The 24955-nt window shown below is 42.7% G+C and carries 19 protein-coding genes; 6 read left to right on the top strand and 13 right to left on the bottom strand.

Going from position 1 to position 24955, the window contains the following annotated elements; all coding sequences use genetic code 11:
• Window positions 1-52: 52 nt before the first annotated feature.
• Together EGC80_RS07375 and EGC80_RS07370 are read right to left on the bottom strand one after the other, a co-directional pair.
• On the bottom strand, window positions 53-1033 hold the full coding sequence (locus EGC80_RS07375; RefSeq protein ID WP_124012564.1) for a pseudouridine synthase: 981 nt from the start codon (window positions 1031-1033) through the stop codon (window positions 53-55).
• 114 nt (window positions 1034-1147) lie between these two features.
• The gene (locus tag EGC80_RS07370) at window positions 1148-1726 is read right to left on the bottom strand and encodes an LON peptidase substrate-binding domain-containing protein (protein ID WP_101033971.1); all 579 of its coding nucleotides are present in this window, start codon (window positions 1724-1726) and stop codon (window positions 1148-1150) included.
• A gap of 624 nt (window positions 1727-2350) precedes the next feature.
• Between EGC80_RS07370 and EGC80_RS07365 the strand changes: the two genes are divergently transcribed.
• Complete coding sequence (locus EGC80_RS07365; protein ID WP_124012565.1) at window positions 2351-2812, top strand: YhcH/YjgK/YiaL family protein; 462 nt, start codon at window positions 2351-2353, stop codon at window positions 2810-2812.
• 359 nt (window positions 2813-3171) lie between these two features.
• A complete protein-coding gene (locus EGC80_RS07360) occupies window positions 3172-4095 on the top strand; it encodes a manganese-dependent inorganic pyrophosphatase (protein ID WP_101033969.1) in 924 nt (307 codons plus the stop codon).
• Between the two features lie 113 nt (window positions 4096-4208).
• Here EGC80_RS07360 and EGC80_RS07355 read toward each other — a convergent pair whose 3' ends face one another.
• The 4 genes from EGC80_RS07355 to EGC80_RS07340 all read right to left on the bottom strand — a co-directional run bounded on the left by EGC80_RS07355 (window position 4209) and on the right by EGC80_RS07340 (window position 9334).
• Complete coding sequence (locus tag EGC80_RS07355) at window positions 4209-4610, bottom strand: DUF1850 domain-containing protein (RefSeq protein ID WP_101033968.1); 402 nt, start codon at window positions 4608-4610, stop codon at window positions 4209-4211.
• Window positions 4610-6667: a TRAP transporter permease gene (locus tag EGC80_RS07350; protein ID WP_206191829.1), complete on the bottom strand. Its 2058-nt coding sequence runs from the start codon at window positions 6665-6667 to the stop codon at window positions 4610-4612. Before EGC80_RS07350 ends, EGC80_RS07355 begins: the two co-directional genes overlap by 1 nt.
• Window positions 6668-6770: 103 nt before the next feature.
• Complete coding sequence (locus EGC80_RS07345) at window positions 6771-7724, bottom strand: TAXI family TRAP transporter solute-binding subunit (RefSeq protein WP_101033967.1); 954 nt, start codon at window positions 7722-7724, stop codon at window positions 6771-6773.
• Between the two features lie 332 nt (window positions 7725-8056).
• Window positions 8057-9334, bottom strand: coding sequence for a glycerophosphodiester phosphodiesterase family protein (locus tag EGC80_RS07340; RefSeq protein ID WP_124012566.1), 1278 nt, complete (start codon window positions 9332-9334; stop codon window positions 8057-8059).
• A 178-nt stretch (window positions 9335-9512) separates the two neighbouring features.
• Here EGC80_RS07340 and EGC80_RS07335 point away from each other — a divergent pair, with 178 nt between their 5' ends.
• The 3 genes from EGC80_RS07335 (at window position 9513) to EGC80_RS07325 (ending at window position 13524) form a co-directional block, all read left to right on the top strand.
• The gene (locus tag EGC80_RS07335) at window positions 9513-10154 is read left to right on the top strand and encodes a DsbA family protein (protein ID WP_124012567.1); all 642 of its coding nucleotides are present in this window, start codon (window positions 9513-9515) and stop codon (window positions 10152-10154) included.
• A 441-nt stretch (window positions 10155-10595) separates the two neighbouring features.
• On the top strand, window positions 10596-11273 hold the full coding sequence (gene mtgA, locus EGC80_RS07330; protein ID WP_124012568.1) for a monofunctional biosynthetic peptidoglycan transglycosylase: 678 nt from the start codon (window positions 10596-10598) through the stop codon (window positions 11271-11273).
• A 316-nt stretch (window positions 11274-11589) separates the two neighbouring features.
• Window positions 11590-13524, top strand: a complete 1935-nt coding sequence (locus tag EGC80_RS07325) for a B12-binding domain-containing radical SAM protein (RefSeq protein ID WP_124693465.1) — start codon at window positions 11590-11592, stop codon at window positions 13522-13524.
• Window positions 13525-13602: 78 nt separating this feature from the next.
• Here EGC80_RS07325 and EGC80_RS07320 read toward each other — a convergent pair whose 3' ends face one another.
• Window positions 13603-14397 (bottom strand): hypothetical protein, encoded by a 795-nt coding sequence (locus EGC80_RS07320; RefSeq protein WP_124012569.1) that lies wholly within the window; start codon window positions 14395-14397, stop codon window positions 13603-13605.
• A gap of 723 nt (window positions 14398-15120) precedes the next feature.
• Here EGC80_RS07320 and EGC80_RS07315 point away from each other — a divergent pair.
• The gene (locus EGC80_RS07315; RefSeq protein ID WP_124012570.1) at window positions 15121-15759 is read left to right on the top strand and encodes a protein tyrosine phosphatase family protein; all 639 of its coding nucleotides are present in this window, start codon (window positions 15121-15123) and stop codon (window positions 15757-15759) included.
• A 601-nt stretch (window positions 15760-16360) separates the two neighbouring features.
• Here the strand turns inward: EGC80_RS07315 and EGC80_RS07310 are convergent.
• The 6 genes from EGC80_RS07310 to EGC80_RS07285 all read right to left on the bottom strand — a co-directional run bounded on the left by EGC80_RS07310 (window position 16361) and on the right by EGC80_RS07285 (window position 24843).
• A complete protein-coding gene (locus EGC80_RS07310) occupies window positions 16361-17254 on the bottom strand; it encodes a hypothetical protein (protein WP_124012571.1) in 894 nt (297 codons plus the stop codon).
• Between the two features lie 194 nt (window positions 17255-17448).
• Window positions 17449-17982 carry a hypothetical protein gene (locus EGC80_RS07305; protein WP_124012572.1) on the bottom strand — a complete coding sequence of 178 codons (534 nt, stop codon included), beginning with the start codon at window positions 17980-17982 and terminating at the stop codon, window positions 17449-17451.
• Window positions 17946-18356, bottom strand: a complete 411-nt coding sequence (locus tag EGC80_RS07300) for a hypothetical protein (protein ID WP_124012573.1) — start codon at window positions 18354-18356, stop codon at window positions 17946-17948. The genes EGC80_RS07305 and EGC80_RS07300 overlap by 37 nt, the downstream gene beginning before the upstream one ends.
• 271 nt (window positions 18357-18627) lie before the next feature.
• Window positions 18628-21312: a TonB-dependent receptor domain-containing protein gene (locus EGC80_RS07295; protein WP_124012574.1), complete on the bottom strand. Its 2685-nt coding sequence runs from the start codon at window positions 21310-21312 to the stop codon at window positions 18628-18630.
• A gap of 84 nt (window positions 21313-21396) precedes the next feature.
• Window positions 21397-24231, bottom strand: a complete 2835-nt coding sequence (locus EGC80_RS07290) for a hypothetical protein (protein WP_124012575.1) — start codon at window positions 24229-24231, stop codon at window positions 21397-21399.
• Window positions 24232-24459: 228 nt separating this feature from the next.
• Window positions 24460-24843 (bottom strand): hypothetical protein, encoded by a 384-nt coding sequence (locus EGC80_RS07285; protein WP_124012576.1) that lies wholly within the window; start codon window positions 24841-24843, stop codon window positions 24460-24462.
• Between the last annotated feature and the right edge of the window lie 112 nt (window positions 24844-24955).

The raw sequence follows: 24955 nt of genomic DNA, 5'->3' as shown, positions 1-24955 counted from the left end.
AAAACCGCCATCGACTTTTACGATGGCGGTTTTTTATTAGCTAAAAAGTCAGCTAAAAATCCAATCCTTGGCACTCAAAGTCTTGTTCAATACCACTAATAGGATCGGTGAACCGTAACCGTTTCGCTAATAGTTGCAACGGCTTGCCAAAATTATCAGGCCCTTTAGGCTGTAATATCGGATAAAAGCGGTCGTTTAAAATCGGCATACCTAAACTCTGCATATGCACTCGTAATTGGTGAGTTTTACCTGTGATTGGGCTTAATGTAAACAAGCCTAAATCACCCATTACCGCCACTAAACTGATTTCAGAATGGCTGTTAGCCTCACCTTCAACCACCTGCATGGTAAAGCTGGGGGTAGCCGCAACGATACGATTTTTAACGGTCCAATGCATGGGCAAGGTGCAAGTATTATCGGCTAACTGTGCTAATAGCTGTGGAGTTAACTTGGCGATGGCCTGATAATCTTTGGTAATCTTGTTATCTAAAAACAACTGGTGATATGCATGCCGCGTTTGCGGATCCAGCGTCATTAACATCACCCCTGCCGTATCTTTATCTAGCCGGTGGGCGGGTGCTACAGTGTCAATTTGCGTGGCGATACGTAATCGATGCACCAAGCATTCGTTAACGTAATTACCGCCTGGGGTCACAGGTAAAAAATGCGGTTTATAGACAATAATAGTGTTGCTGTCTTGATACAGCACTTGCTCAACAAACGGCACTTTAGTTTCAGCCACCACTTCCCGATAGTAATACACTCTTTGGGTCGCTTGATAGGCAGTATTAATACCAATTAACCCGCCATGCTGCCAATGTACTTTGCCTGCTTCGATCCTTTGTTGCCACACACTGGGATCAATTTGTTTAAAATGATCGATCAAAAAATCAATCACAGTGTGGTATTGCTTGCCTGCTAACTCATTAGTACGTGGCAACACAATATAGGATGGCTGAGCAGCAATGGCAGCGCTTGATGTTTGGCAAGAAGACAGAACGTGACCCGCGATATAATTTGATGAATTAGGCATAAATAACTTGGCTATATAAAGATAACGATAAAAGACAAAATGTTAGTGTTATCTTATCAGGCCGAATCTAGATTGTATCTTAATTATCGCTAGGAAAATAACACAATATAAGCGTTATACATCCACATGCGACTTGAGTAATTGCAGCACAAAATCCATGGTCTTATGGCAATTAGGTTGTTCAACTAAAATCAACTTATCCCGGTTATACATAGGTAAAACTTCTAACCAACGTTGACTAACCCAAGTGGCATCTTCTAAATGTACTTGTGAGTACAACTCAAGCAAATCCGGATTCACTTGATAAAATTGTTCAAGTGCGGCGCTGATAATTTCAAACTCACCCGCGATGGGCTCATCGCACCAATTAGCGCAAGGTAGCGCACGAGCAATCCAGCAACCATCACGTTTTTTGGCGGCGGATAAGATTTTAAGACGTTGTGAACCTTCAATAACAATGCTTAACGAACTATCCTCCAACTGATTGAAGTCAATAATATTGCATTGGGTTGCCGCAATATAACAAGGCAGTTCGCTATTCACTTTCAATGGCGCAAATGCTAGGTCATAGTGGCCTTTTAATACATCTGCAACCATACATAAATCGCTAGGTGTCACGACTCGAATTTCAAGTCGCCCACCGGGCAACAGCACTGCATCTTGGATGAGTAATGCCACTTCTTTTGTTTGCATAACAGCCTCCAACACCATAGGTGACGTTACTGAACCAAAGTCGAATCAATAAAATAAGTGTAGCAGTGGTTAATAATTCAACAACTTAAGCGGGTTAAATAATGCGAACTAACGACATCACCACTAAACTCGCTACGCTCTACTCCAATAGACCTTGTTCAATACGACTGTATTTCAAAAAAGAACAAAAAAAGAACAAAAAACATCCAATATGCTAAGGCGCTATAAACGCTCGATACGATCCATTATGGTGCCAAAGGTAACAATATCTGGCTTTATTGCACATTGCAGCCAATAAACAATACGGCTGTTAACCCATGAATTCACCCCGCTATCAAGGCATAGAGCAAGCTTGATTTGAAAGACTCACTCCCAAGCTAATTTGTCGAGTCTACTCACCCCTTATTGCCGCGCTGAGGTTGGCTTAGGCTTTTCGCCATAACAGGGATGTATAAAACCAATCAAGGCTCATGTATGGATAAAATGAGGATATTAACTCAGCTCTGTCGTGCAGGTAATTTACAATTCTTATTATATTTTTAATGCTGTTGTGTTTGTAAAACAGTATGCTTTAGCGCTAACACGCTATGATGTTTTTGTGGCTTTTACTTTACGGAATTTTTTATGATTGTTGATACTTTAGCCAATCGTCACCTTTATACACCGCTCAACCCGAGATTAGCCATAGCGTTAACCCATCTCGCCGACACAGACTTTAGTCAGCTTGAAGTGGGAACCTACCCGCTTGAAGGCAAAAATATTTTCGTTATCGTCAATGATTATGAAACCAAACCCAAAGAAATAGAGCCGTTTGAAGTTCATCAACAATACATTGATGTGCAATATGTGGTCAGCGGTGAAGAAGAATTTGGTTATTTACCCTTGGCCAATCAAACGCCTTCTAAGCCCTATTTTGACAAACATGACTATGCTGAATACGATTATCAATCTAACAAAGATGACGCGGCATTTATTCCTCTAAAAGCGGGCATGTTCGCGCTGTTTTTCCCCGGCGACATACATATGCCAGGCACCAGTGCAACACCACAAAAAGTCCGTAAAGTGGTGATTAAAGTTCGGCTATAACAAAATAGCGAGAGCAAGATAGCCTCAGCTCAGTCCAACTATGGATATTATGGCAAAATCTCTATCTAACCAAAGTCTGCTAAAGTTAATCCATGCACACCATATCTCTCAACATCCCTGTCATATATGAGCTAGAGACAAATGTGTCATACCTGAGCTAATGACGAATGTGCATTTACCCTTGGTAAGATAGAAAGGCCCCGAGACTCTCCGCTTGGGGCTTTTTTTTGAGCCATTGATAGCTCATATCATCAACGATAAGCTTGATCTGGTAAGTTGAATCAATCAAGTGTTGTTTTTTAATGCGATGAAGATTAATCCTTGTTAAAATCATCACAACTTTATAGGAGAGTGTTTCAATGGCAATGTATGTAGTGGGTCACAAGATCCCTGATTCAGATTCAATTTGTGGTGCTATCGCATTAGCATATTTAAAAAACCAAATCGATGAACCGGCCATTGCGGCCCGTTTAGGCGAGTTATCACCAGAAACCGCATTTATTCTAGAGAAATTTGGTTTTGAAGCGCCAGAATATAAAACCAGTTATGCTGGCGAAGAAGTCTATATTGTTGACCATTCAGAAGTTACTCAAGCACCAGATGATATCGCTCAAGCGACTATTGTGGGGATTGTTGATCACCATAAATTAGGCGACCTAACCACTTCGACTCCGCTAGAGTGTTGGATCCGCCCCGTGGGTTGCAGTAACACAGTGATTAAAATGATGTACGATTTTTACCAAGTAGAAATCCCTGCCAACATCGCTGGTATTATGATGTGCGCCATTTTAAGTGACACGGTCATTTTTAAATCACCCACCTGCACCACCGCAGACATTCGTTGTGTTGAAGCCTTAGCTAAAATCGCCGGTATTGAAGACTTTAAAGCACTCGGCATGGACATGTTTAAAGTCAAATCAGCGGTTGAAGGCACGCCGGCGCGCGACTTAGTTATGCGTGATTTTAAAGACTTTAACATGAACGGTAACTTGGTCGGTATTGGTCAGTTAGAAGTGATCGACTTATCTGTATTTGACTCAATCAAAGCGGATTTAGCCGCGGATATCGTTAAACTGAAAGCCGAAGGTAATCGTCACAGCGTATTATTACTGCTAACCGATATCATGAAAGAAGGCTCAGAAATGTTGGTAATTTCTGACTTAGCAGACTTAACTGAGCGCGCTTACGGTAAGCCTACCGTCGATGGTAAAGTGTGGTTAGACGGCGTATTAAGCCGTAAGAAACAAGTAGTACCCGCACTGCAAGATATTTTTTCAAAGTAAGTCTTTGTCAAAACGCTTCATAAAGAAAAAGCTGGATCCTTGATTCAGCTTTTTTTATGTCTAAAACGAGGCAAACAACATGATGCATTATGCGAACTGACGTCACAATGTCACTACCCTATATCGCAACCCCATAACTCTATCAATGGCTGTTCAACTGTCGGCTCTCCGACCCAAAAACTCATTGGGTGACATTGTTGCTCGCGCTGAGCAGATGAAACACACAGCTGGTAATCACCTGCTTCTGGGGTACGACCAAGTTTTAGCATCGGCAAGATAGGTAAATGGGGGGTGTAATGCCAGCTGCCATTGTTTAACACGGCATCCAACGGTATCTCCATCCCTGCACCACTGCCTTTTACCCTTGCTTGCTCTAAGATAAACCCGTCAGGCTGCAAGCGATAATCTTCTGCCCAACGAATTTTTTCAATCGTGTGGGTCCACGATAAAGTCATTTTCTCAGCAGGTACTTGAGCCCATATTGTGCCCGCTAGGCCTAAACATAATCCTAGCATTATTTGTCCTGTGCTAAACGTTGTAACTTACGTGCACGCCACAGGTGCTGTAACATAAACGCCAGTGCCAAACCAAAACCTAACTCATCACTTAATGGCGTCGCCATAATTAAACAACCACCGGCAATAAAGCCTAAAATACGCTCCCACCAATAAAGGTTTTGGAATAAATACCCAGTAAAGATAATTCCCCAAATCCCAATTGCAACCGTCGCTTTAAGCACCACAAAAAGGGTATCCAACACGCCACCACTTTGGAGCATTAACGCTGGTTCGTATACCGCCATAAAGGGAATAATAAACCCAGCGATAGCAATACGAATAGCCCACAAGCTGATTTTTAAGCCTTTCTCTTTCGCTATTGGCGCTGCCGCAAAACACGCTAGCGCAACCGGCGGGGTAAGGTCTGCCATGATGCCAAAGTAAAACACAAACATATGCGACACAATTAACGGCACGCCTAAATCCAGTAACGCTGGCGCAGCAATTGAGCTGGTAATAATGTAGTTAGGAATAGTTGGGATCCCCATGCCTAAAATGAGACACGTTACCATGGTCAGTATTAACGATAAAAACAGGTTATCTTGGCCAACCGCCAAAATATAACCGGCAAAGGTAGAGGCAATACCCGTAAGTGACACAATGCCAATAATCACTCCAACCAATGCACACGCTATTCCAACGGGTACTGCATGACGAGCACCTTCTACCAAGGCATGTAAGCACAGTTGAAGGGTTTCTTTACCGCCTTTAACAAACCAACAAATAACCACCAGCAGCGCAATAACCCCAAACATCACCCCGATGCCTAATTGAAAGAAACCAGCACATAACACCCCTAGCGCTATCCAAAAAACAAACCGCATCGCAGCTGATGATAGATTGAGAATAATGGCCGAACCTAAAATCACAATAGCAGTCAGTGCTAACCCCACCATCCCAGAAAACAGTGGCGTGCGACCAGAGAACAACAAGCCAATCAAAATAAATAACGGGATGAGTAAGTACCAACGTAGCTTAATCGCTGCCCACGGATCAGGACACTGATCTTTGGGTAAGCCCGATAAATTGGCGCGTTTAGCTTCTAAATGCACCATCCAGAACACCGAGCAAAAATACAGTACAGCGGGGATCATCGCTGCTTTTGCAATTTCAATAAATTGCACGTTAATGGTTTCAGCCATAATAAAGGCTACTGCGCCCATAATCGGCGGCATAATTTGGCTGCCCATACTGGACGTGGCCTCAACCCCGCCCGCAAAAGCAGATCGATAACCAAAACGCTTCATTAACGGAATCGTAAACTGGCCAGTGGTCACCACATTAGCCACACCGGATCCAGTAATGGTGCCCATTAGTGCCGATGACACCACAGATACTTTTGCGGGTCCACCGACTTTATGGCCAAATAATCCCATGGCAAAATCGGTAAATAAGCGGATCATCCCAGCTTGCTCTAAAAAGGCCCCAAACAGAATAAACAAGAAAATATACGTCGCTGATACATAGGTTGGCGTGCCATATAAGCCTTCTGTGCCAAAGGCTAACTGGTTAATAATTTGATCAAAACCATACCCTCTGTGCATCAGTTCTCCGGGCAAATACTCACCAAACAAACCATAAGCCAGAAATAAACCACAAATGATCGGCAGGGCAATGCCCATCACTCGCCTTGCCGCTTCAAACACTAGAGCGACTAATACCACACCAATAATCATGTCATTTTGGGTTAAGTCACCGGAACGTTGAATTAAGTCAGCTTCAAATACCCATTGATAAGCCGCGGTAGCCATACCCGCTAAGCCGAGTATCCAGGCTAAGGGTTGCCATGGCTGGCTTTTGCCGATACCTGGATAGCTAATAAATACCACTAATAATAAAAAACCCACGTGCACAGCGCGTAACACTTGGGTTGAAACAGGATGAAATGCTGCGGTGGTAATTTGGAAAATAGAAAAAATGAGTGCCACGAAAAATAGGGCTTTTGGCCAATCTCGGGTATCAGCACTTAAGCCTTGTTGCGACATAATAGTCTGGTTATTGGATGGCTCGCTCATGGTATACCTCTACCCTTACTACAGCTAAAAATGGTATGCCGAAAGACAAAAACACATAAGCGCTTGCTTAGGTTAAGCAAGCGCTCGCAAAGTAAAAATGAGATTACAATGCATTCACCTCTTTGTAGTAACGCTCTGCACCTGGATGCATTGGAATAGGCAGATTTTTGGTCGCTGTGTCTAAACTGATAGCCTTAGCGGCAGAGTGTGCCGTACCTAAACGATCCAAGTTTTCAAACATAAGTTTAGTCATTTGATAGGCGATTTCATCAGAGACCTTACTATGGCTTACCAATAAATTCTGAATCGACACCGTACTAATATCGGTAGTTTGACCTTCATAGGTATTGGCAGTAATCACCCCTACTTGATAAGCGGGATTATTAATTTTAGCCACGATATCTGCGGGGATCTCGACAAAGTTAATCGCCATGGTGGCGGCTAAATCACGAATGGCCGCCATACCTAGGCCAGACGATTGTAAGGTCGCATCCAATTGACGGTTTTTAATTAGCTCAACTGATTCGGCATAAGGCAGAAATTCCACTTTCCCCATATCGTCATAGCTTAAGCCTGCAGCACTAAAAATAGCGCGAGCGTTTAGCTCAGTACCAGATTTAGGCGCCCCCACAGAAATACGTTTGCCTTTTAAATCGGCAAGGCTATTAATCCCTGCATCTTTATTGGCGACAATTTGGATAAAATTAGGATATGTTGCGGCAATGACACGTAATTTGTTCAACGGTGTCTTAAAACCTGCTTCAGCATCACCCGCCCATGCAGCCGATACCGAATCACCTAACGCAAGTGCTAATTCGCCACGTCCAGCTTGTAATAAATTAAGGTTTTCAACAGACGCTTTAGTCGCTTGAACAGAGGTTTTAGAGCCTTCAATACCATTACTATACAGTTGTGAAAGAGCAACACCGATAGGATAATACACACCACTGGTGCCGCCAGTAAGAATATTAATAAATGTCGGTGCCGCCATAACAGCCGTACTAATAGACAGCGCGGCTGCCGCGCCAATCATGCAAAAACGTTTGGTTAACTTCATCCTAAATATCCTTATTTTATATATGGTTATAGGTCTTGTTGTGCTATAACACTACCACTGACATCCTCTGCGAGCTATATAGACTAAAGGCTAGCCACATCGCTATAAACCTCATTTATGTCACTATTTCGGTCGCTTCGATAATACATCAACAAGTGACATTAGCGTTTATCATCGCCCACTCGCTCGAAGCTTGGTTGAGCCGTGAGCAATTAGTCTTCTATCACAACGAGTATAGTGAATAGAATAAAAAAAGGTGCCAACAATGTCAGCACCTTCTTGATAAGTTCAGTTTATCCCAGCTAAATAAGGGACAATAATACTGTTAATCGTTACATATCCATGCAGTTAGCATAATAGGTCACGGTAGCGGGCCAGTCGGAAAACACACCGATTACGCCAACATCTTTTGCCAGTACATCTAACAGCTCAAAAGTGTCACCTTCGTTATCAACCACGTCGGCAATACTTTGATAGTACCAACCGCCACCACCTTGGCTCAGTGGGCCTGAACGCTCAAGTGACCATGCAATAATTTTTAAGCCAGCTGCATTAGCCGCTTTAGCATATTCAGAAGGTACGATGGCCTTGTTATTATCTAAAGTGACTAACATCCATAACGGTGGCGCGATAATTTTTACGCCATCAGCGGCCAAGGTATCCATACTCGGTGACCAAGTCGCGCTATTTTGCGGGTCAAATCCAGCCTGCTCGTCACGGCCATCGAGGTATACCGCTTGATCGGCAAATTCAGGCGCATTGGCTATCCAATATTTTATATCGTCTAAATTAAACGACTGCGGAAATACTTGCGATGCATCAACACCTGCTGCGGCATATTCATCTAGCATTTTCTGAGCGTAATCTTGTTGGGTAAAGCCATCATAGGGCATGCTGACACTAGCCGACTTAAGCTCTGGAGTCATCTTTACTCCAGCAGCTTTGAATAAGGCAATACTTTCAGCATGAGTCATTAAAGTGCCATTACCGGCATATAAATCGGTGCGCCAATTTGGCGTGCCGTCCATAAACTCTTCGACTGTGGTGGCATTGGGGTTAAAGCCGTCCATTTTGCCTTTTAAGGTGTTAAATTCAGCTAAACTGATATCGCTAGTACAACAAGTCGCCGTAGCGCTGACACCGTTAACAGCATCGGCGGGTAAAAATGGCACTGAACATTTATTGGCTAGGGCTGGAATGGACAGAATATTGGTGGTAGTGGCTAAATCACACTGTGAATGACGACACACGAGCGCTTTATCTGCGGTAAAGGTCACATCACATTCAACAATACCAGCACCGGAATCGATGGCTGCTTGATAGGCTTCTTTGGTGTGTTCAGGGAATTGCATCGATGCACCACGGTGGCCAATCGAGAAATCAGTCCGGTAAAATGAATTTGAAGCACATTGCGCTAATTGATCTTTTAACTCACTGTCTTGCATTTGACCGACTAAAAATAGCGGTCTAGGGCCCACTTGAGCGCTGACACTTTTATTCAATTCTGTTGCTACGCTGGTATTATTATCGTTACTGTTACAGCCTGAGACCCATAACATACTGGTCAAAATCGAAATAATACCCAGTGTGACACTGTTTTTCCTTGTCATCTTTTTGCTCCATATTGTCATGCATGCCTGTTGTAATGCAGGGTTGATTGACTCATTATCGCCACCAGCTTACGCAATGAATATGACTAAAATATAGAATTAATATGACAATAATAACCCTAAATAGATAAAACGAATAACAGCAGTAGCGTTTTAACGCTTAACAACGAGGTCCATAATGCCTAACACAACACTCTATTATGTTCACGACCCTATGTGCAGTTGGTGTTGGGGATATCGCCCCACATGGGACACGCTGCAAGCTCAACTGCAGCAGCAATTGGGCCAACAGTTAACCATCAAATACTTGGTCGGGGGGTTGGCGCCAGATTCAGATCTCCCAATGCCACGACCCATGCAGCAAATGTTACAACAAACGTGGCAAAAAATTACTCAACAACTGGGCACTAAATTTAATCATGACTTTTGGCATCTCTGCCAACCCAGGCGATCGACTTATCCAGCATGTCGAGCCAGTATCATTGCTCGTCAATATGGGCTTGAAAAACAAATGATTAATGCGATTCAACAGGCGTATTACTTGAATGCGAAAAACCCATCGGATCTCGATACTTTAGTGGCTATCGCGATTCAAGTTGGCATCCCTGAAGCACCTTTCGTTGAACAATTAACCGCTAATGACATAGACAAACAACTGTTGCAAGAAATTAACCTTGCTGGTCAACTTCCTATTCAAGGGTTTCCATCATTGGTATTGATGGTCGATAACAACGCCTATTCTATTAGGCTTGATTATCATCAATGGCAAACCAGCTTGGCAGACATCCGCACTATCTTGTCAAATATCAAACCTTGTTGAGGAACTTATATGAAAAGATTTTATCGCTATGGATTACTGTTGAGCAGCTTATTGTTGGTTAACTTAACCTGAAGTAGTAATCATATGGCCAATATAGATAGTGGCAAACTTGCCGAGATTAACGCCATTAACGTTTAATAATGAGCAAGTGATAACCGCAGGATTGCCCATTTAAAATAATCGCCAAACCTGGGGGGCATGACTGTAATCAACTTAACCCTTAATGATAACCCTAACGCGTTGAAAAATGAGTATCACATTGTGACCACCTTAGGCATTATTGCGGCTTAATGAATCTGTATACCGATATGAGGTAAACTTCCCTTGAGAAATAAAGTTTGAACGACGTTTATTAGCGTTTGGTCTTGATGCTCAATATCCTATACTCTTGCACATCGAAGACGACAAAGCCTCAAAGGCTGACATAACCAGAGGCAGTGAATGGCAAATCGTAAACGAGGTTTTTTGGGTTGGACATGGTTTGTTATGTGGCGGTTGTTGCTATTACTGGCGCTATTGTTACTGGTGTTTCGATTTGTGGCGCCACCGACTACGTCATTTATGCTGCAAAGCCCTTATCCGGTTACCCAACACTGGATAAGTATTGATGAGTTGCCGTCGCAGATACCGCTAGCCATGGTTGCCTCAGAAGATCAGCTGTTTCCAGAGCATTTCGGTGTCGATTTTGCCGCCATCAGTAAAGCCCTTAACCAGTACGACGACGGTGAAGGTCTTCGTGGTGCCAGCACCATCAGCCAACAAACCGCAAAAAACCTCTTACTATGGCCGGGGCAAAGCTTTGTTCGTAAAGGTCTGGAAGCCATGTTGGCCGTCAGCCTTGAAGCGATTTGGGGCAAAAGACGTATCTTAGAAGTGTATGTCAACGTGGCAGAGTTTGGTAAAGGGATTTACGGCGTAGAAGCGGCTAGCCAGCATTATTTTAATAAATCGGCTCGCTATCTAACCCGTAATGAAGCCGCGCGCCTAGCCGTGCTATTGCCCAGCCCTCGCAATCGCGATCCTCGTAATTTAAGCCCTTATTTTCGCCAGAGAGTAGTCTGGGTTGAACAGCAAATGCAACAACTTGGCACTGGTTATCTAGCGCCCATCCTTAATTAAGCATTAGCAGGGTCAGATGAAAATTCAGTCCATCTGACTCGACTTACTCGACCGCTTAATCAGCGTGCCTCGCAGTCCTGATCGCACTGTTAAAAAAGCATAAAGTCGACACTGACGACTATTCCGCCTCAAATGGCGAAGCATATGATCAATCCAGACGGCGCAATCAACCGGTGATCAATCAACCATTTTCTAATCTACTGGGATTTTTTACAGGTCATTTGTTAGAATTCATTATTATTTTATGGCAGCGGCATTTGCTGCCATTATTCTGTTTCGCAATAAGCATTCAGGTTTTACTATTTAAAGGCAGGTTATGACCGTTCTTCTAATGACTCCACCTATGACCCAGCTGAATACGCCGTATCCGGCAACAGCGTATTTGACTGGTTTTTTACGCTCGCGAGGCTATGAGGCGGTTCAGCGAGATCCTGCTATTGAGCTTTTCCTTGAGATGATTACGGCGCCTGCGCTGGAGATTATCCGTCAGCATGTGGAAGAAAACTTCGAGCATTTTGAAGACAATGAACTACCTGATGTGATCTTTAATTTTCTAGCCGAATACGATCGTTACCATCTAGCCGTTGAGCCTGCCATTCGCTTTTTGCAGGGTAAAGATCCAAGCCTAGCAATGCGGATTAACTCACGGCGTTTTTTACCAGAAGGCCCAGCATTTGACACTATAGCCCAGATGGAAGAAATATCTGGCGATGTGTTGCAAGCGGCCTTTGGCAATTTAGGCGTACAAGATAAAGCCAAATATCTCGCCACCCTGTTTATTAATGATCTGTCGAACGTGATTACTCAGGGGGTTGATCCCTACTTTGAAGTCAGCCGCTATGGCGAAAAATTAGCGTCGGCCAACCCAAGCTTTGACAACCTCTACGACACCTTGATGGGAGACCCTAGTTTCAGCTCGGAAATTTTGGAACAGTTGGTCGAGCAGTATCTAGAAGAAACTCAGCCTAGCGTGGTCGCGTTAACCGTGCCTTTTCCCGGTAACATGCTCGGCGCTTTGCGTATTGCGCAAACCTGTAAAGCCATCAATCCTGAGCTTCCCATCGTCATGGGCGGTGGTTTTGTCAATACTGAGCTGCGCGCACTCAAAGACCCTCGCGTATTTGAGTTTGTCGACTTTATCTGTCTTGACGACGGCGAACGCCCACTTATCACCCTGCTGGAATACTTTGAAGGCAAACGCGAGATAGACGAGTTAGTGCGAACCTATTTCCTCGCAGAAGATGAAAATGGTCAAGCCTACGTCCACTTAAATCAAAACGAACTGCTACACGACATTCCACAGGTCGACGTTGGCGCGCCCATTTACGATGGCTTGCCATTGGGCGAATACCTGTCTTTATGTGAAATGCTCAATCCTATGCACCGTATTTGGAGTGATGGCCGCTGGAATAAACTCACCATAGCCCATGGCTGTTACTGGCGTAAATGCAGCTTTTGTGATGTCAGTTTGGACTACATCGACCGCTACGATACTGCTGGCGCGGATATTCTGGTGGACCGCATCGAAGCGCTTATTGAAGAAACCGGACAAACAGGTTTCCATTTTGTCGATGAAGCCCTACCGCCAAAAACCTTATTTGCGTTTGCAAAACGCCTCATTGAACGCAACGTAGTGATCAGCTGGTGGGGTAATATCCGCTTTGAAAGAACGTTTAGCCCAGCGCGTTGCCAGTTACTGGCAGACTCGGGTTGTATCGCAGTCAGTGGCGGCCTTGAAGTGGCTTCAGACAGACTATTGAAACTAATGAAAAAAGGCGTGAGTGTTGAGCGCGTCGCCCATGTCACCAAAGCCTTTAGTGATGCCGGTATCTTGGTGCATGCCTATTTAATGTATGGCTTTCCAACACAAACCGAACAAGAGACTATCGATTCGCTGGAAATGGTGCGCCAATTGATGCAGCAAGGCTGTTTCCAGTCCGCCTACTGGCATCGTTTTGTGGCCACCATCCACAGCCCTATTGGCTTGAACCCAGAGCAGTTTGGTATCACCCTTGCTGAACGCCCAGAGATCTTATTCGCTGAAAACGATGTGGATTTCACCGACCCAACCGGCACCGATCATGACATGCTGGGCGAAGGACTGCGTAAGGCGCTCTACAATTATATGCACGGTATCGGCTTTGACCAACCAATGAGCTTTTGGTTTAACCAGCCTCTCGCACGCACTACGATGAAGAAAGACCTGATCTCAAAAGCGATTAGCAATTTTATTTTGAGCAGTGAAGAATAATTGATGCAACCAAAACAGCTCAATGAGAGCTGTTTTGGACAAGTGGATTGCAGATTAGGTTATTTGAAAGCTTGTATTTTATTTTAGCCAAATCCTCTTTCTTTTACTAATTGATTTTAGTGAAATACGCATCAAATAACTCACTGTAATATTACTTACATTTAAACTAAAAAGCATATGCATACACTTTATACCTTGAGGTGATAACTGTCTGTTAGGTCTGAAGTTTTTTGGATGCCATGGTTGAAGCTTAGTTATATCTAACTCATTCAACTGCTTTACTTCACACTCTATTTTTTTATTTTCCACTTTTCTTAACTCAAGTAATCGACGTATTTTTTTATCTATTTTTGCTAATTCAATTAGATAAGTTCGCTCTGCTTGAGCGAACAATACGCTCTTCATATTAATTTCAAAAACATATTTGCCAGAGAATCTTTTATACATTAACTCTTTATATTTTTTTAAACGTTCAAGTACACCATGCTCATATTTTTTACCCGCGAATTTAACATGACTTTTTGAATATGAGTCTACATTCAGATCAAAAACAAGCTCTTCAATTGAATGTGCTATATCATTTCTGTAATCAATAATACTTTCAATATCATCTTTTTCTTCTGTAGATAAAATATTCTCTGTAACTAATAACTTCCAAAGTTTTTTATATATTTTTTTTGTGTTATCAGGAAATCGTTCTTCCTTATTTGACAGTAAATTATTCCACTTATCAGTAACCTTGATAGTCCTTAATGCAATAGATTTTATTTCTTCAACATAGAATAAAATCATTACCATTTCAAAAGCTCTAAACTTTAATATGTTTTGCTCTAAGGCTCTGAGATTTTCTCCTCGGGGATTGAAACTAAACATAAAACCTCTAATAAGTTGCACTATTTGCAAAGTATAAATTGCTTGTTGGACTTGGCCGATGCCACATCCATATTAATCGGTAACTATTAACATAACATGCTATCGGAATTTTCTTTTTTGCGGTAGTTATTTTTTGTACAATCTTTCTGCTAATCGATTGTTCTAATTACACCTTTTAAGATGTATTTTTTAGTCATTCAGCCGATTTTTACCATTCATCACAGAATCTCATTATGATGCTTGGTTTAACATTTTCAGGGTTCCATGAATTGAGGTCGTTGAAGAAAATGACGTGGGTCCAGACATGGATGTCTGGCTAGCTTTCGCGGTACAGGATGTACCATCGGAAGCGATAGCATTTTCGAATAAGGCTGAAGCAGACACAAATGCAGGTCAAAGTTAAACTTGACCCCATGGCGACCTTTTCGCTGTTTGAAAATGTTGCGGGGCGGCTGGGAGATCCAAGAGGGAACAGCCGTTGGTTTCCTCTTGGTCTGGTGTGGGCGACGCGCCACGACGTTAGTGGCCGCAGGCCATAAATACAAAGAATAGCGCTGGATTCCGGCTCAACAACATTACCTGAACGACGGTGGGTTTGGCCTGTGCGGAATGTAACTTTCAACACGTAACTTTTATATGAAAACTTAACAATAGTATGCTTAACTTGAGCTTAGCGAAAATACGTCATACGTTATTAGGTATCACACAAACCAAGGGGATTACATGAATATACTGCAACGTTATAACCTGCTGTCCACCAGCATATTAATGTGTTGTTTCTTTTTTAGTGCGGGAGTATTTAGTTCGGGTGTGAATAGTTCGGAAGTGAATAGCTCGGAAGTGAATAGTGCCGATGTGAACAGTACAGGCAGCATGGCGAATATTGACACCAACACACTTGGCGACATAAAAGCAGTTAAATTTAATAACCAGCAAGTGATTACTGCAGGTTTACCCACAGAGCAACAATTTGCACAACTCGCTCAAGCTGGTATCAAAACGGTGATTAATCTCATTCCCAATGACAACCCAAACGCCTTACAAAATGAGCAGCAAATCGTCACTCAACTCGGTATGAACTATCACAATATTAGCGTGGACTGGCAGCAGCCTACACCAGAAAATCTACAGCAATTTTTTAGCCTGATGGACCAGAATGGCGATGCCCCTGTGCTAGTCCATTGCGCGGCTAATTATCGAGCGTCAGCCTTTTATTATTTATACCAAACCCGCCAAAACAAAGCACCGACGATGGCCGAAGCACTCACCCCTTGGGGCGACTTACAACAAAGCTTTGCTGAATACCCTCAGTGGCAACAACTGATAGAAGACACAAAACTGCAATATCAAACCAAGCAATAGTAATGTAAATACAGCTATCGCATTAGCTGAAACTAACAATTTTTTTGTTTGCGACTTTTGCGTATTTTACTTTGAAACCTTCAGTATCCAATAAATTGAGGCCGTTGAAGACTCTTTATAAAAGAATGCGTGAGCTGACCATGGCCTTTCACGTATATCCATATACTCCAAGGCATTCAGGCATCCTGCCTATCAGATGCCAGCTAGCTTTCGCGGGGAAAGGTCGTTCTTTGGCATCTGACCCATATGGACATGGGGAATGTCATTTGATGTCGGGAACATTATTGACCATGCCACCACAACATTCGTGAATCCATTCACATCAGATCCCCATAGGAAGCGTTAGCATTTTCACTCTTTACTGCAAGATGGGCCGAAGCAGTCTACAAACGAAGTCACAAGCTGGATCGTACCACGTCGCGAAATTATCGCTTCTATTGCTTAAATCACATTGGGATAATGTTGATGTGGCGGCTGGGCCAATTCTTTGAATAAAAAGTAAAGAGGAAACAGCCGTTGGTTTCCTCTTGGTCTGGTGTGGGTGAAGCGCCACGACCTTAGTGGCCGCAGGCCATATCTAAAAAATAAAGAAAAAAACCTACTATTGAGTATGAAAACCCTTCAAATCCATTTTATACAAAGGCGCTGGCAGCATCTCTGATGTAATAAAAATGCTGCTACCCTCTTGGCTAAAACTAACCGCTTCAGCTTGTTTTATCGCTGGCAGAGCAATCTCTTGTGGCGCTGTAGAAAACAGCGTTAACCAATCGCCAGGCTGTGATTGGGTAAAATAGAACGCGTGAGTGTAGGTTAATACTACAGCCGATAAACCATCCGCGGAGATATCAATTGCGGTGGGCTTTCCGGCAAAACCGGCCCAAGTATAGATACTGGCATAATCGAGCATCGCGGTTGGTAATGGCGCTATTTCGCCCAACCTTTTGGCTTGTTTGTTAATCATTTGAACCGATACATTCTTTGATACGCTTTGCGCCGAAGGAGCGATTAATGGTAACTCGTATAATATCGGCAGCTTATCGCGTTTAGTCAGTAACAGTATTTTTTGCTTAGCCACATCAACGGCTACGGATTCACAATCGTGTGCGCCATCTGGGTAGGTAAATGTCATGCTCCAACTGGGTTTAACCGACAGTGTTTTTTGTCCATTCAGTTGGCTTAAATCTGGCTCTTTGATCAGGTGTAATTGATACTGCGATCGCTTCGCTTGGTTATCACCCACATCGGCGATCAATAAGTACGCTTCACCTTGGTAAACAAACGAGGCTATGTCTTCCCAATCAATGTTCTTTACACCAGTAATGTTTACTGTCGCGAGTTGATGACCTTGGGTATCAATGGCAAAAATCCTTGCCGAATCACCACTGTCGTTATGTACCCACAATATCTTGTCATTGAGCCTCGATACCGCCAAACCGCTGGCTTCGTCAATAGACGGGGCGGTAATGCTACCCGCTTGTGTCATCCCCAGTGGCATGGCGCATGCGCTGATCGATATAGCTAAGATTAAGTATAAAAACAAAGAAAGACGGTTAAACATAATGGTTATTAACTCGGACTGCAGCTTGCAAAAAGTAGATGTATTCTAACAACAATATCCGAGACTATTACTAAAAAGATAAAAAAATCGATTAATTCATATTAATCGATTTTATAAAGATTACTGATTTGTTATAACCATGCTCGCTCAAATGCATTGATCATATCAAATGGCTGATGAATACCTTCCACTCGCTGTAGTTTATTTTTATACTCAACAGGTAAAGAATCATATTGCTTCTGAGCTCTTAACTCAGAAGTGGAAAAGATTAACAATTTAATTTTGTCTATTTCTTGCGTAACAAAAGTATTCTGTTTTGTCTTATTTTCATTTTCTAAATCTAAAAGCACTTGGAGTAACTCAGTGTATTCATCACCCACACACATTCGCATCGCTTTAAGATGCAAATAACCTAAAGCCTCCCCGACTGAAATGGGTAACTGTTTTAGAGTGACTATACTGCTATCAGATAATTGATTCATTTTTGACATGGTTAAACATTTATCATGTTTGACCTCAAATGCAGTAAATTTATCACTCAGTAAATCCATACCGAAATCTAAGTACTCGTCAGCAAAAACTTTTGAAGGCGAAATAGTTAAAATAAAAAATAAAATCGTTAATATCTTCATTTTACGTTGCAACCATAATGGACGGATTTCCAAAAAACTCTCTCCTTTGATGAAATTTCAGATCTTAACATTTGCATACCAGCAATAGTTTCTATTTGATTGTTAGCAAACCTATCAAGCGAAGAGAAAGTCTTAAAAAAATACTCCCAATTTGTAGAAAAAATACTATACGAAGTTTGACTTGAATCACTAGAAACAGACTTAAAGACTAAATTCTTTTCAATTATATTATTTGAAGCTTTGGCATTAACGCCTAAACCGCCAAAAATAAGAACCAATTGGCCAATTAATGTAACCCACATACCTGTTTCTTTATTTTTTAAAATATCATTTATCGAATTTATAGCTTCAATACTCTTTGTATCAAGCTGTAAATCTACAATTGTTGGACAAACTTTCCTATCCATAATAATTAATCCCTTAATTTAATTTTGAATTATAAAATAACAAAAAAAACATAAAAAACATAAAAAACATACTTATACAATTCACACTATTACTTATAATGTAAACAACATGCCTTTTCACCTAATAACCTAACCCAAATAATAAGCCAAAACAAAAAAAGGCCACTTTCTTTGTTCCGAAGAAAGTGGCCGTGCACGTTTTTAGCGATTGAAATGATGAGTAAAAATCGCTAAAAACCAGTACTCTTTTAACTCTTGAAATTAAGGCGTATTAATACTCATAGCTAAGCTGCAAGGTGTATTCTGTGCCAGGGTCTTTGGCATACACTTGGATATCTTGCTGCTCGTATTCCGTTGTTTCACCTAAGATATTCTTCGCTTTTACTTTTACGGTAACGCTATCGGTCGGGAAGAAACTATAGGTAAAATCAAGGCTATGAAATGGCTTTTCAAATACGTCATCTAAACCACCACGGCCACCATAGGCAATGCGTTCACCAAACACGTTATAAACTAATGTGGCACTGTGATAACTGTCTGGCGAGTCGTAACTTAACTGTAAGTTAGCCACCCATTGTGAATGTCCGGTCATGCGGCGCGTGTTATTGGTTGGGTCGATTTCGCCGTTAGCAGCGATATCGATTTCTGAGTCGCCTAGGGTTAAGTTACCTGCGACAAAGAAGTCCTCCCAAATACTGCCATCGCTACCCAAAAACTCAAGCTCTTGCAAAAACTCGGTTTCAAGACCGTACACATAACCCGACTCGGCGTTATAAAATTTAAGCTGACGCCCCGCTTCTGAAATACGTTGAATAGGTTCAATCGGTGCGTCTACATCCTTATAGAATGCGCCCATACTGAAATTATTGCCCGGATCTGAGTAGTATTCCCAACGTAAGTCGAGGTTAACAATGTCGGAGCTTTTAAGTTCTGGATTACCGAAGAAATCAAAACCGGTAACGGGATCTTGGAATCGAACGGGCGACACTTCACGCAGATCTGGTCGTACTATGGTTTTGCTCGCGCCTAAACGCCATTGGGTAGTATCGGTTTGTTTCCAGGTTAATGACAACGACGGGAACCAACCATCTTCAGCAATCACATAATCAGTCAAGTCGTAACGCCCGCCTTCATCTGAAATTTCACCATCAGGGTCGATAGGTAAAGTCACGCGGCGAAAATCTTCGTAGCGAATACCAGCATATACGCGCCAAACATCATCAAAGTCGATGTCCATGCTCACAAAGGCGGCATCGTTTTTCTCTGCAGCAATGTAGTCTTCAGTGTCGGTTGACGCGTCTTTCAGCTCTAGTCCTAAGGTATTGTCGGTAATGTTTTTATCCGAAAAAATATCATTAAAGTCACTCGCTAAAATGCCACCGTTAGCATCAGTTGGACTTAAATCGACATCAAAACCTAAACGGGTGGCATAGCTTTCACGGGTACGCTCAAAGTATTCATAACCGGTTGTCAGTTTAACCAATGCGCCGTCTAAATTGATTGGGTAAGTAAAGTCCCAGGCATAGTTTTGGCTGTCATCTTCTAAGCGGCTGTAGACATACTTTGGCGCATCTTGAGTGTTGAGGTTACGTGACAATAACTGGTTGTTTTCATCTAAAATCACATTATAGGTGTACGACACTTCATTAGGAGCATAACGCTCTGAGCGGGCATCAGAAAACTTCCAGTTCACTTCAGCATCATTTAACAGCTCAATAAAATGATGACCTTTTATTTGGTTACTGATTAACGAACGTTCCTCGTAATCAATAGCATAAACTTGCAATGCATTAGGCTCACCCAGAGTATCGATGGTTTCTTCAAGCCCTATAGACACATCATCAGAGGTGTCTTGCAGATAAGTGGTGAAGGTTTCGATTTTATGGTTGTAACCAATTTCTAAGCCTAAGTTCAGCATGCCAGACACTTGCACAATCGAGTCGGTGCCGACGATGTCTTTTTGGTTTTCAACTTGTACTTGGCTGCTATCACCATCCAGTTCAACTTCGCGTTTAGTGTAGTTTTCGGCTTGCTGCTTGTACGACACCGCTGATAATGCACCAAAGATGATGTCGTCAGTAATGTCCCAACGATCACCAATGGCGATATCACCGCGCATTGCAGGATCAGTACTTTGACTTTGTACCGTCATATCGCGATACATGTCTAGTGCCAATTCGCGGTTAACTTGTTGTGCTGCGGGGTAACTTATAGCGCCATTAGAATTGCTGACGATATCAATTGGGCTAATTCCACCATATTGATTAATGGTGTTATTAATGTTGCTTGGCATGCTGCGAGTGCCATCGTCTTGGCCGGTCCAATCATCGCCACCACCATTATAGGTGAAGCTGTCATCTGAATCATTGGTGTTATAACGACCGCCCACAGAGGCTTTAAAAAAGAAATCTGCTGGAATAGATTTAGTCCGAATATCCACATGTCCGCCACCAAATGCGGCTGGAGAATTGGCAGAGGCTGACTTTTGCACCGATAACGATTCAATGATCGATGCAGGAAACATATCTAAAGGCACCACGTTACGGGTTGGATCCGGTGACGGCACTGTCGCGCCATTCAGTGAGGTACTTGAATAACGCTCACCTAAACCACGAACATAAATGAATTTGCCATCTTTTAAGGTTAAACCTGTCACACGACGAAGCGCTGCGGCTGCATCACTGTCACCGGTTCTTGAAATTTGTTCTGAGCCCATAATATCAGCTACAGCAATTTGTTCACGACGTTCTTCAGTTGCTTCTGATGCAGAGCTGCGTAAACGCCCGGTAACTGAAATCACTTCTATCGGTTCAATTGGGATCACTTCACCAGGATCGCGCGCAGGCGCTGGTTCTTGCGAGTATACGGGGGTAGCTGTTAATAGTGCCGCCGCAGAAATCACAGAGATAATGGCAAGACTTAACTTATTAACGGTAAAACTCGGCTTGGTTTTCATACTTAACTATCCTGTATGCGGTTCAGAGATAACCGCCCTTGCGGGCGGCTATTAATAGGTCACAGATTAATGTTATCGAGGTGATTACTGTGGAAAGTAAGCCCAACCTTGACGCCAGTCATTCTGGCCATCGAATGCACCAATAAAGTTGGTTGATTCGAAGAAGCTATCATCTGTGCTTAAGTCTTTACCTTTGCCAAGTAGCGTTGTATCTATAGCTGCTGGCATACCGTCGGTGAGAGTCACTGCAGCTGTTGAGTTACCTTCTTGGCCCATGAACCAGGTTTCAACATTGACAGCGTCTGCTGTTGCTGCATTATCAGAGCTGTACTTAAAGGGCTCGTTACAGTCGATAATTGAATGAGACATCGTCAGCGTTTTGCTGTTTACGTTGTCGACTAAACCAGCGTAAGAGCCATCTAACTCTAAACATTCGCCAGACTCAGTTTCAGCAGTGCTGCCTTTACGACCTTGAACTAACACGTTGTATAACTCACCAGCAGTAGCCACACGTAGTAAGATACCTTCACCTTTATCGCCACTTGCGTTAGCAATATCTGTACCCGGTAAAATAGTGAAGTTAGCTAATTTAGGCGCTGACACTGGAGTATCCGTAGCACCTTTATGGCTATCACCTTCGATACCACGGTTAGCATTACCGTCTTCGTGAGTGATATACACAAACTGTGCTTTACCTGTCCAACCGTTAGTCCAATCTAAGCTGTCATCGAAGTTGGCTGTTAAGTACACATATTTCAAGTTAACTGCACCACCCCAAAACTCAACACCGTCGTCGCCGTTAGCGTGAATTTGAATATGGTCTACTTGAGTTCCGCTGCCCACTGCTGCAAATGAGATACCGTTCATTTCTTGAGTATCATTCACTTTAAAGCCAGCATACTTAATCACTACGTAGCTGATTTGACCGCTGTTATCAGCGTTGTTGTTACCACCGTATGGAAAGTCACCGACTTCAAACGACGCTGAACAAGCATTATGATCAGGACAGGTATTGGTTAAACCATTACCTAGAATAACCAAACCACCCCATTGACCACGTTCGCCACTTGCACCCGCAATAACATCTTCTTCAGAGGTCATTTCAATTGGGTGAGTTGCACTACCTTGAGCCATAATTTTTGAGCCACGACTCACTGCGATAAAGCTGTTAGATGTCGCGAATAGCTTAGTACCCGCTTGAATAGCCAATGTTGCAGGCGTGGTGTTATCACCACCGACGACTACCGCACCGCCATCAATTTTGTACATTACGTTTTGGCCAGCGAGAAGCGTCGTGTTGCTTAAAACATTGCCTTCAAGGGTACAAATTAACGTGATTGATGCATCTTTATATAACCCTGTTGCCGCTGCTGAAGCTGTTGTGCCTACTGGACAAGAGGTTAATACTGGTAATGCTGTTGGCGTTGGCGTCACATCGTCATGAATAGCTGTAGTCCAGCCTTTAGTCCAATCATTAGATCCATCAAACGCGCCAATATAGTTAGCATTAACTAAACGCGCATCAAGGTTAGCCAAATCAGCCTTACCAGCCGTTAAGGCAACAGATGATGAATTAGGCATGTAATCGGTTAAATCAGCTGCGGCAACTAAGTTATCGTCTTGCCCTGTGTACCAGGCTTCAACATCTAGCGCTAAAGTACGGCCTTCAGCAGCATCTGCCTTAGCATTTTTAAACGGTTCAACACAGTCAATTAAGCTGTTTTGCATGGTCAATTCAGCGGTGTTGGCGTTGTTAACGGTATTGTCGTCGTTAACCTCTAAACATTCGCCAGAATCAACGTCACCTTTAACAAGAATGTTATAAGTATTCACGCCAGTGCCTTTACGGAATAAAATACCTTCCGCATCGTCACCACCACTGTTGGTGCCATTAGCAACCTGAATAGTAAAGTTGGCTAACACTGGTTTTGACATAGGTACAGCGCTGGCATCACTGTTACTGTCAGCTTCAATACCACGGTTAGAAGCATTGTCAGCTTGACGGATATAAACGTGCTGCGCGCTACCTTGCCAACCGTTAGTCCAATCTAACGAGTCATCAAAGTTTTCTGTTAGTACGATATTTGTTACTGAAACATTACCGCCCCAGAATTCAAAACCGTCATCGTTATTCATGTGAACTTGTACGTGGTCAATTTCAGTACCCGCACCCACACCGGCAAAACTAATACCGTTCATTTCTTGGGTGTCATTGATTTTGAAACCACCAAACTCAACGCGTACATACTTGATTGAACCTGAATTGTCTTCGGTGTCATTACCGCCATAGCTGTGGTTACCCACTTCAAAAGACGCTGAACAATTGGTTAAATCTGGGCAGGTGTTTACTGGCGCATTACCCAATAACACTAAACCACCCCACTGACCCGCTTTACCTTCTTGGCCTAAAGCCGTCTCAACAGACGTAAATACGATAGGTGCAGCTGCAGTACCATCAGCCATAATTGTTGAACCACGGCTAATCACTAAATAAGAATCGCTGCCACCTAAGATTTTGGTGCCAGGTAATATCGATAACTCAACTGCATTGGCATTATCGCCACCGGCAATCACCGCGCCATCAAGCTGCCATACAACATCATTACCTAACACTATTTTGTCGCCATCTTGGCCACCGGTGGTAATGGTTGATGCTGCTGTTGAAGGGGCTAACGTACCTTTTAATACCCAAACTTCTTTACCATCAACGGCTGTCATTGTGGTGCTTTTAGTTGCAAAGCCACTGTATGATTTTTCTTGATCTGTCTGAGTTGGCGTTGTTGGAGTTGTTGGCGTAGTAGGGGTAACGGTATCGCTACCCGCATTGATATTAATATCACCACCACAACCAGCAAGCCCTAATGTTGCAGCAAGGGCGGTAGCAAGTGCAGTAAGTTTAAAAATGTTTTTCAGTTCCATTGTCATCTCCGAAGACGGATGTAAGCGTGTGAGTAAGTTGGTTGGATTACAAACTAACCTGCAAAAATGACAAAAAGACTGCGTAAACATGACACTCACATTTCATTAACATTACAGAAATATGCAAGTCCAATGGTGCTGCGGCTTAAGGGGAGTTTAGCTTGACATAAAATTTTAACAAATTAGCCAAAATAACGGTTTCACTGCCTATACAACAAAGCTGAGTCTTTAATCGATACTGACGTATAACGTCCAAAGACCCAATATTAAGGCGCAAAATCCTGCTGGTCTAAACCAACTAAGGCAATGTTTTACAGCCCATAACGCAAATGTTTTATGGTGTTTTTCAGTCATAAAAACTAAAATAATAGCGACTACAAACAAAATCTTAGCTATTACTTCAAACACTAACGGATATAAGGTATTACGCGCATCGAGTAACAATGCTGCGCCAATCACTAACCGAGAAATGATTTCGACATAATGAAAATAATCTTGGCGACTAAATAGAACAATAGCATCAGCAAAACCTTGGGGCTTAAGCAGCTTAAGCAGCATAAACAGCCCAACACCACAGGTAATAACGCCCCAAACACTAATGAATATGGCCATGATGTTTCCACTATGTACTTTTATGAACTGATATTAGCAGTTTAAAATGTAATAAAAATGTTGTTAGACTGCTATTATTGCGCGAGTAAACGATCTATCCATTATGATTAAA

Origin of the sequence: Shewanella psychromarinicola (assembly GCF_003855155.1) — a bacterium.
Taxonomy (GTDB): Bacteria; Pseudomonadota; Gammaproteobacteria; order Enterobacterales; family Shewanellaceae; genus Shewanella; species Shewanella psychromarinicola.
Note: the sequence above shows the minus strand (reverse complement) of the source record. Positions and strands in the feature narration are given on the sequence as shown.

What these genes read in the sequence shown, in the direction of transcription:
- EGC80_RS07365 (WP_124012565.1), top strand. Translation starts at nt 2,351, where the DNA reads ATGATTGTTGATACTTTAGCCAATCGTCACCTTTATACACCGCTCAAC.
- EGC80_RS07345 (WP_101033967.1), bottom strand. Translation starts at nt 7,724, where the DNA reads ATGAAGTTAACCAAACGTTTTTGCATGATTGGCGCGGCAGCCGCGCTG.
- EGC80_RS07285 (WP_124012576.1), bottom strand. Translation starts at nt 24,843, where the DNA reads ATGGCCATATTCATTAGTGTTTGGGGCGTTATTACCTGTGGTGTTGGG.
- EGC80_RS07300 (WP_124012573.1), bottom strand. Translation starts at nt 18,356, where the DNA reads ATGGATAGGAAAGTTTGTCCAACAATTGTAGATTTACAGCTTGATACA.
- EGC80_RS07350 (WP_206191829.1), bottom strand. Translation starts at nt 6,667, where the DNA reads ATGAGCGAGCCATCCAATAACCAGACTATTATGTCGCAACAAGGCTTA.
- EGC80_RS07320 (WP_124012569.1), bottom strand. Translation starts at nt 14,397, where the DNA reads ATGTTTAGTTTCAATCCCCGAGGAGAAAATCTCAGAGCCTTAGAGCAA.
- EGC80_RS07325 (WP_124693465.1), top strand. Translation starts at nt 11,590, where the DNA reads ATGACCGTTCTTCTAATGACTCCACCTATGACCCAGCTGAATACGCCG.
- EGC80_RS07295 (WP_124012574.1), bottom strand. Translation starts at nt 21,312, where the DNA reads ATGAAAACCAAGCCGAGTTTTACCGTTAATAAGTTAAGTCTTGCCATT.
- EGC80_RS07370 (WP_101033971.1), bottom strand. Translation starts at nt 1,726, where the DNA reads ATGCAAACAAAAGAAGTGGCATTACTCATCCAAGATGCAGTGCTGTTG.
- EGC80_RS07360 (WP_101033969.1), top strand. Translation starts at nt 3,172, where the DNA reads ATGGCAATGTATGTAGTGGGTCACAAGATCCCTGATTCAGATTCAATT.
- mtgA (WP_124012568.1), top strand. Translation starts at nt 10,596, where the DNA reads ATGGCAAATCGTAAACGAGGTTTTTTGGGTTGGACATGGTTTGTTATG.
- EGC80_RS07340 (WP_124012566.1), bottom strand. Translation starts at nt 9,334, where the DNA reads ATGACAAGGAAAAACAGTGTCACACTGGGTATTATTTCGATTTTGACC.
- EGC80_RS07290 (WP_124012575.1), bottom strand. Translation starts at nt 24,231, where the DNA reads ATGGAACTGAAAAACATTTTTAAACTTACTGCACTTGCTACCGCCCTT.
- EGC80_RS07335 (WP_124012567.1), top strand. Translation starts at nt 9,513, where the DNA reads ATGCCTAACACAACACTCTATTATGTTCACGACCCTATGTGCAGTTGG.
- EGC80_RS07355 (WP_101033968.1), bottom strand. Translation starts at nt 4,610, where the DNA reads ATGCTAGGATTATGTTTAGGCCTAGCGGGCACAATATGGGCTCAAGTA.
- EGC80_RS07315 (WP_124012570.1), top strand. Translation starts at nt 15,121, where the DNA reads ATGAATATACTGCAACGTTATAACCTGCTGTCCACCAGCATATTAATG.
- EGC80_RS07310 (WP_124012571.1), bottom strand. Translation starts at nt 17,254, where the DNA reads ATGCCACTGGGGATGACACAAGCGGGTAGCATTACCGCCCCGTCTATT.
- EGC80_RS07375 (WP_124012564.1), bottom strand. Translation starts at nt 1,033, where the DNA reads ATGCCTAATTCATCAAATTATATCGCGGGTCACGTTCTGTCTTCTTGC.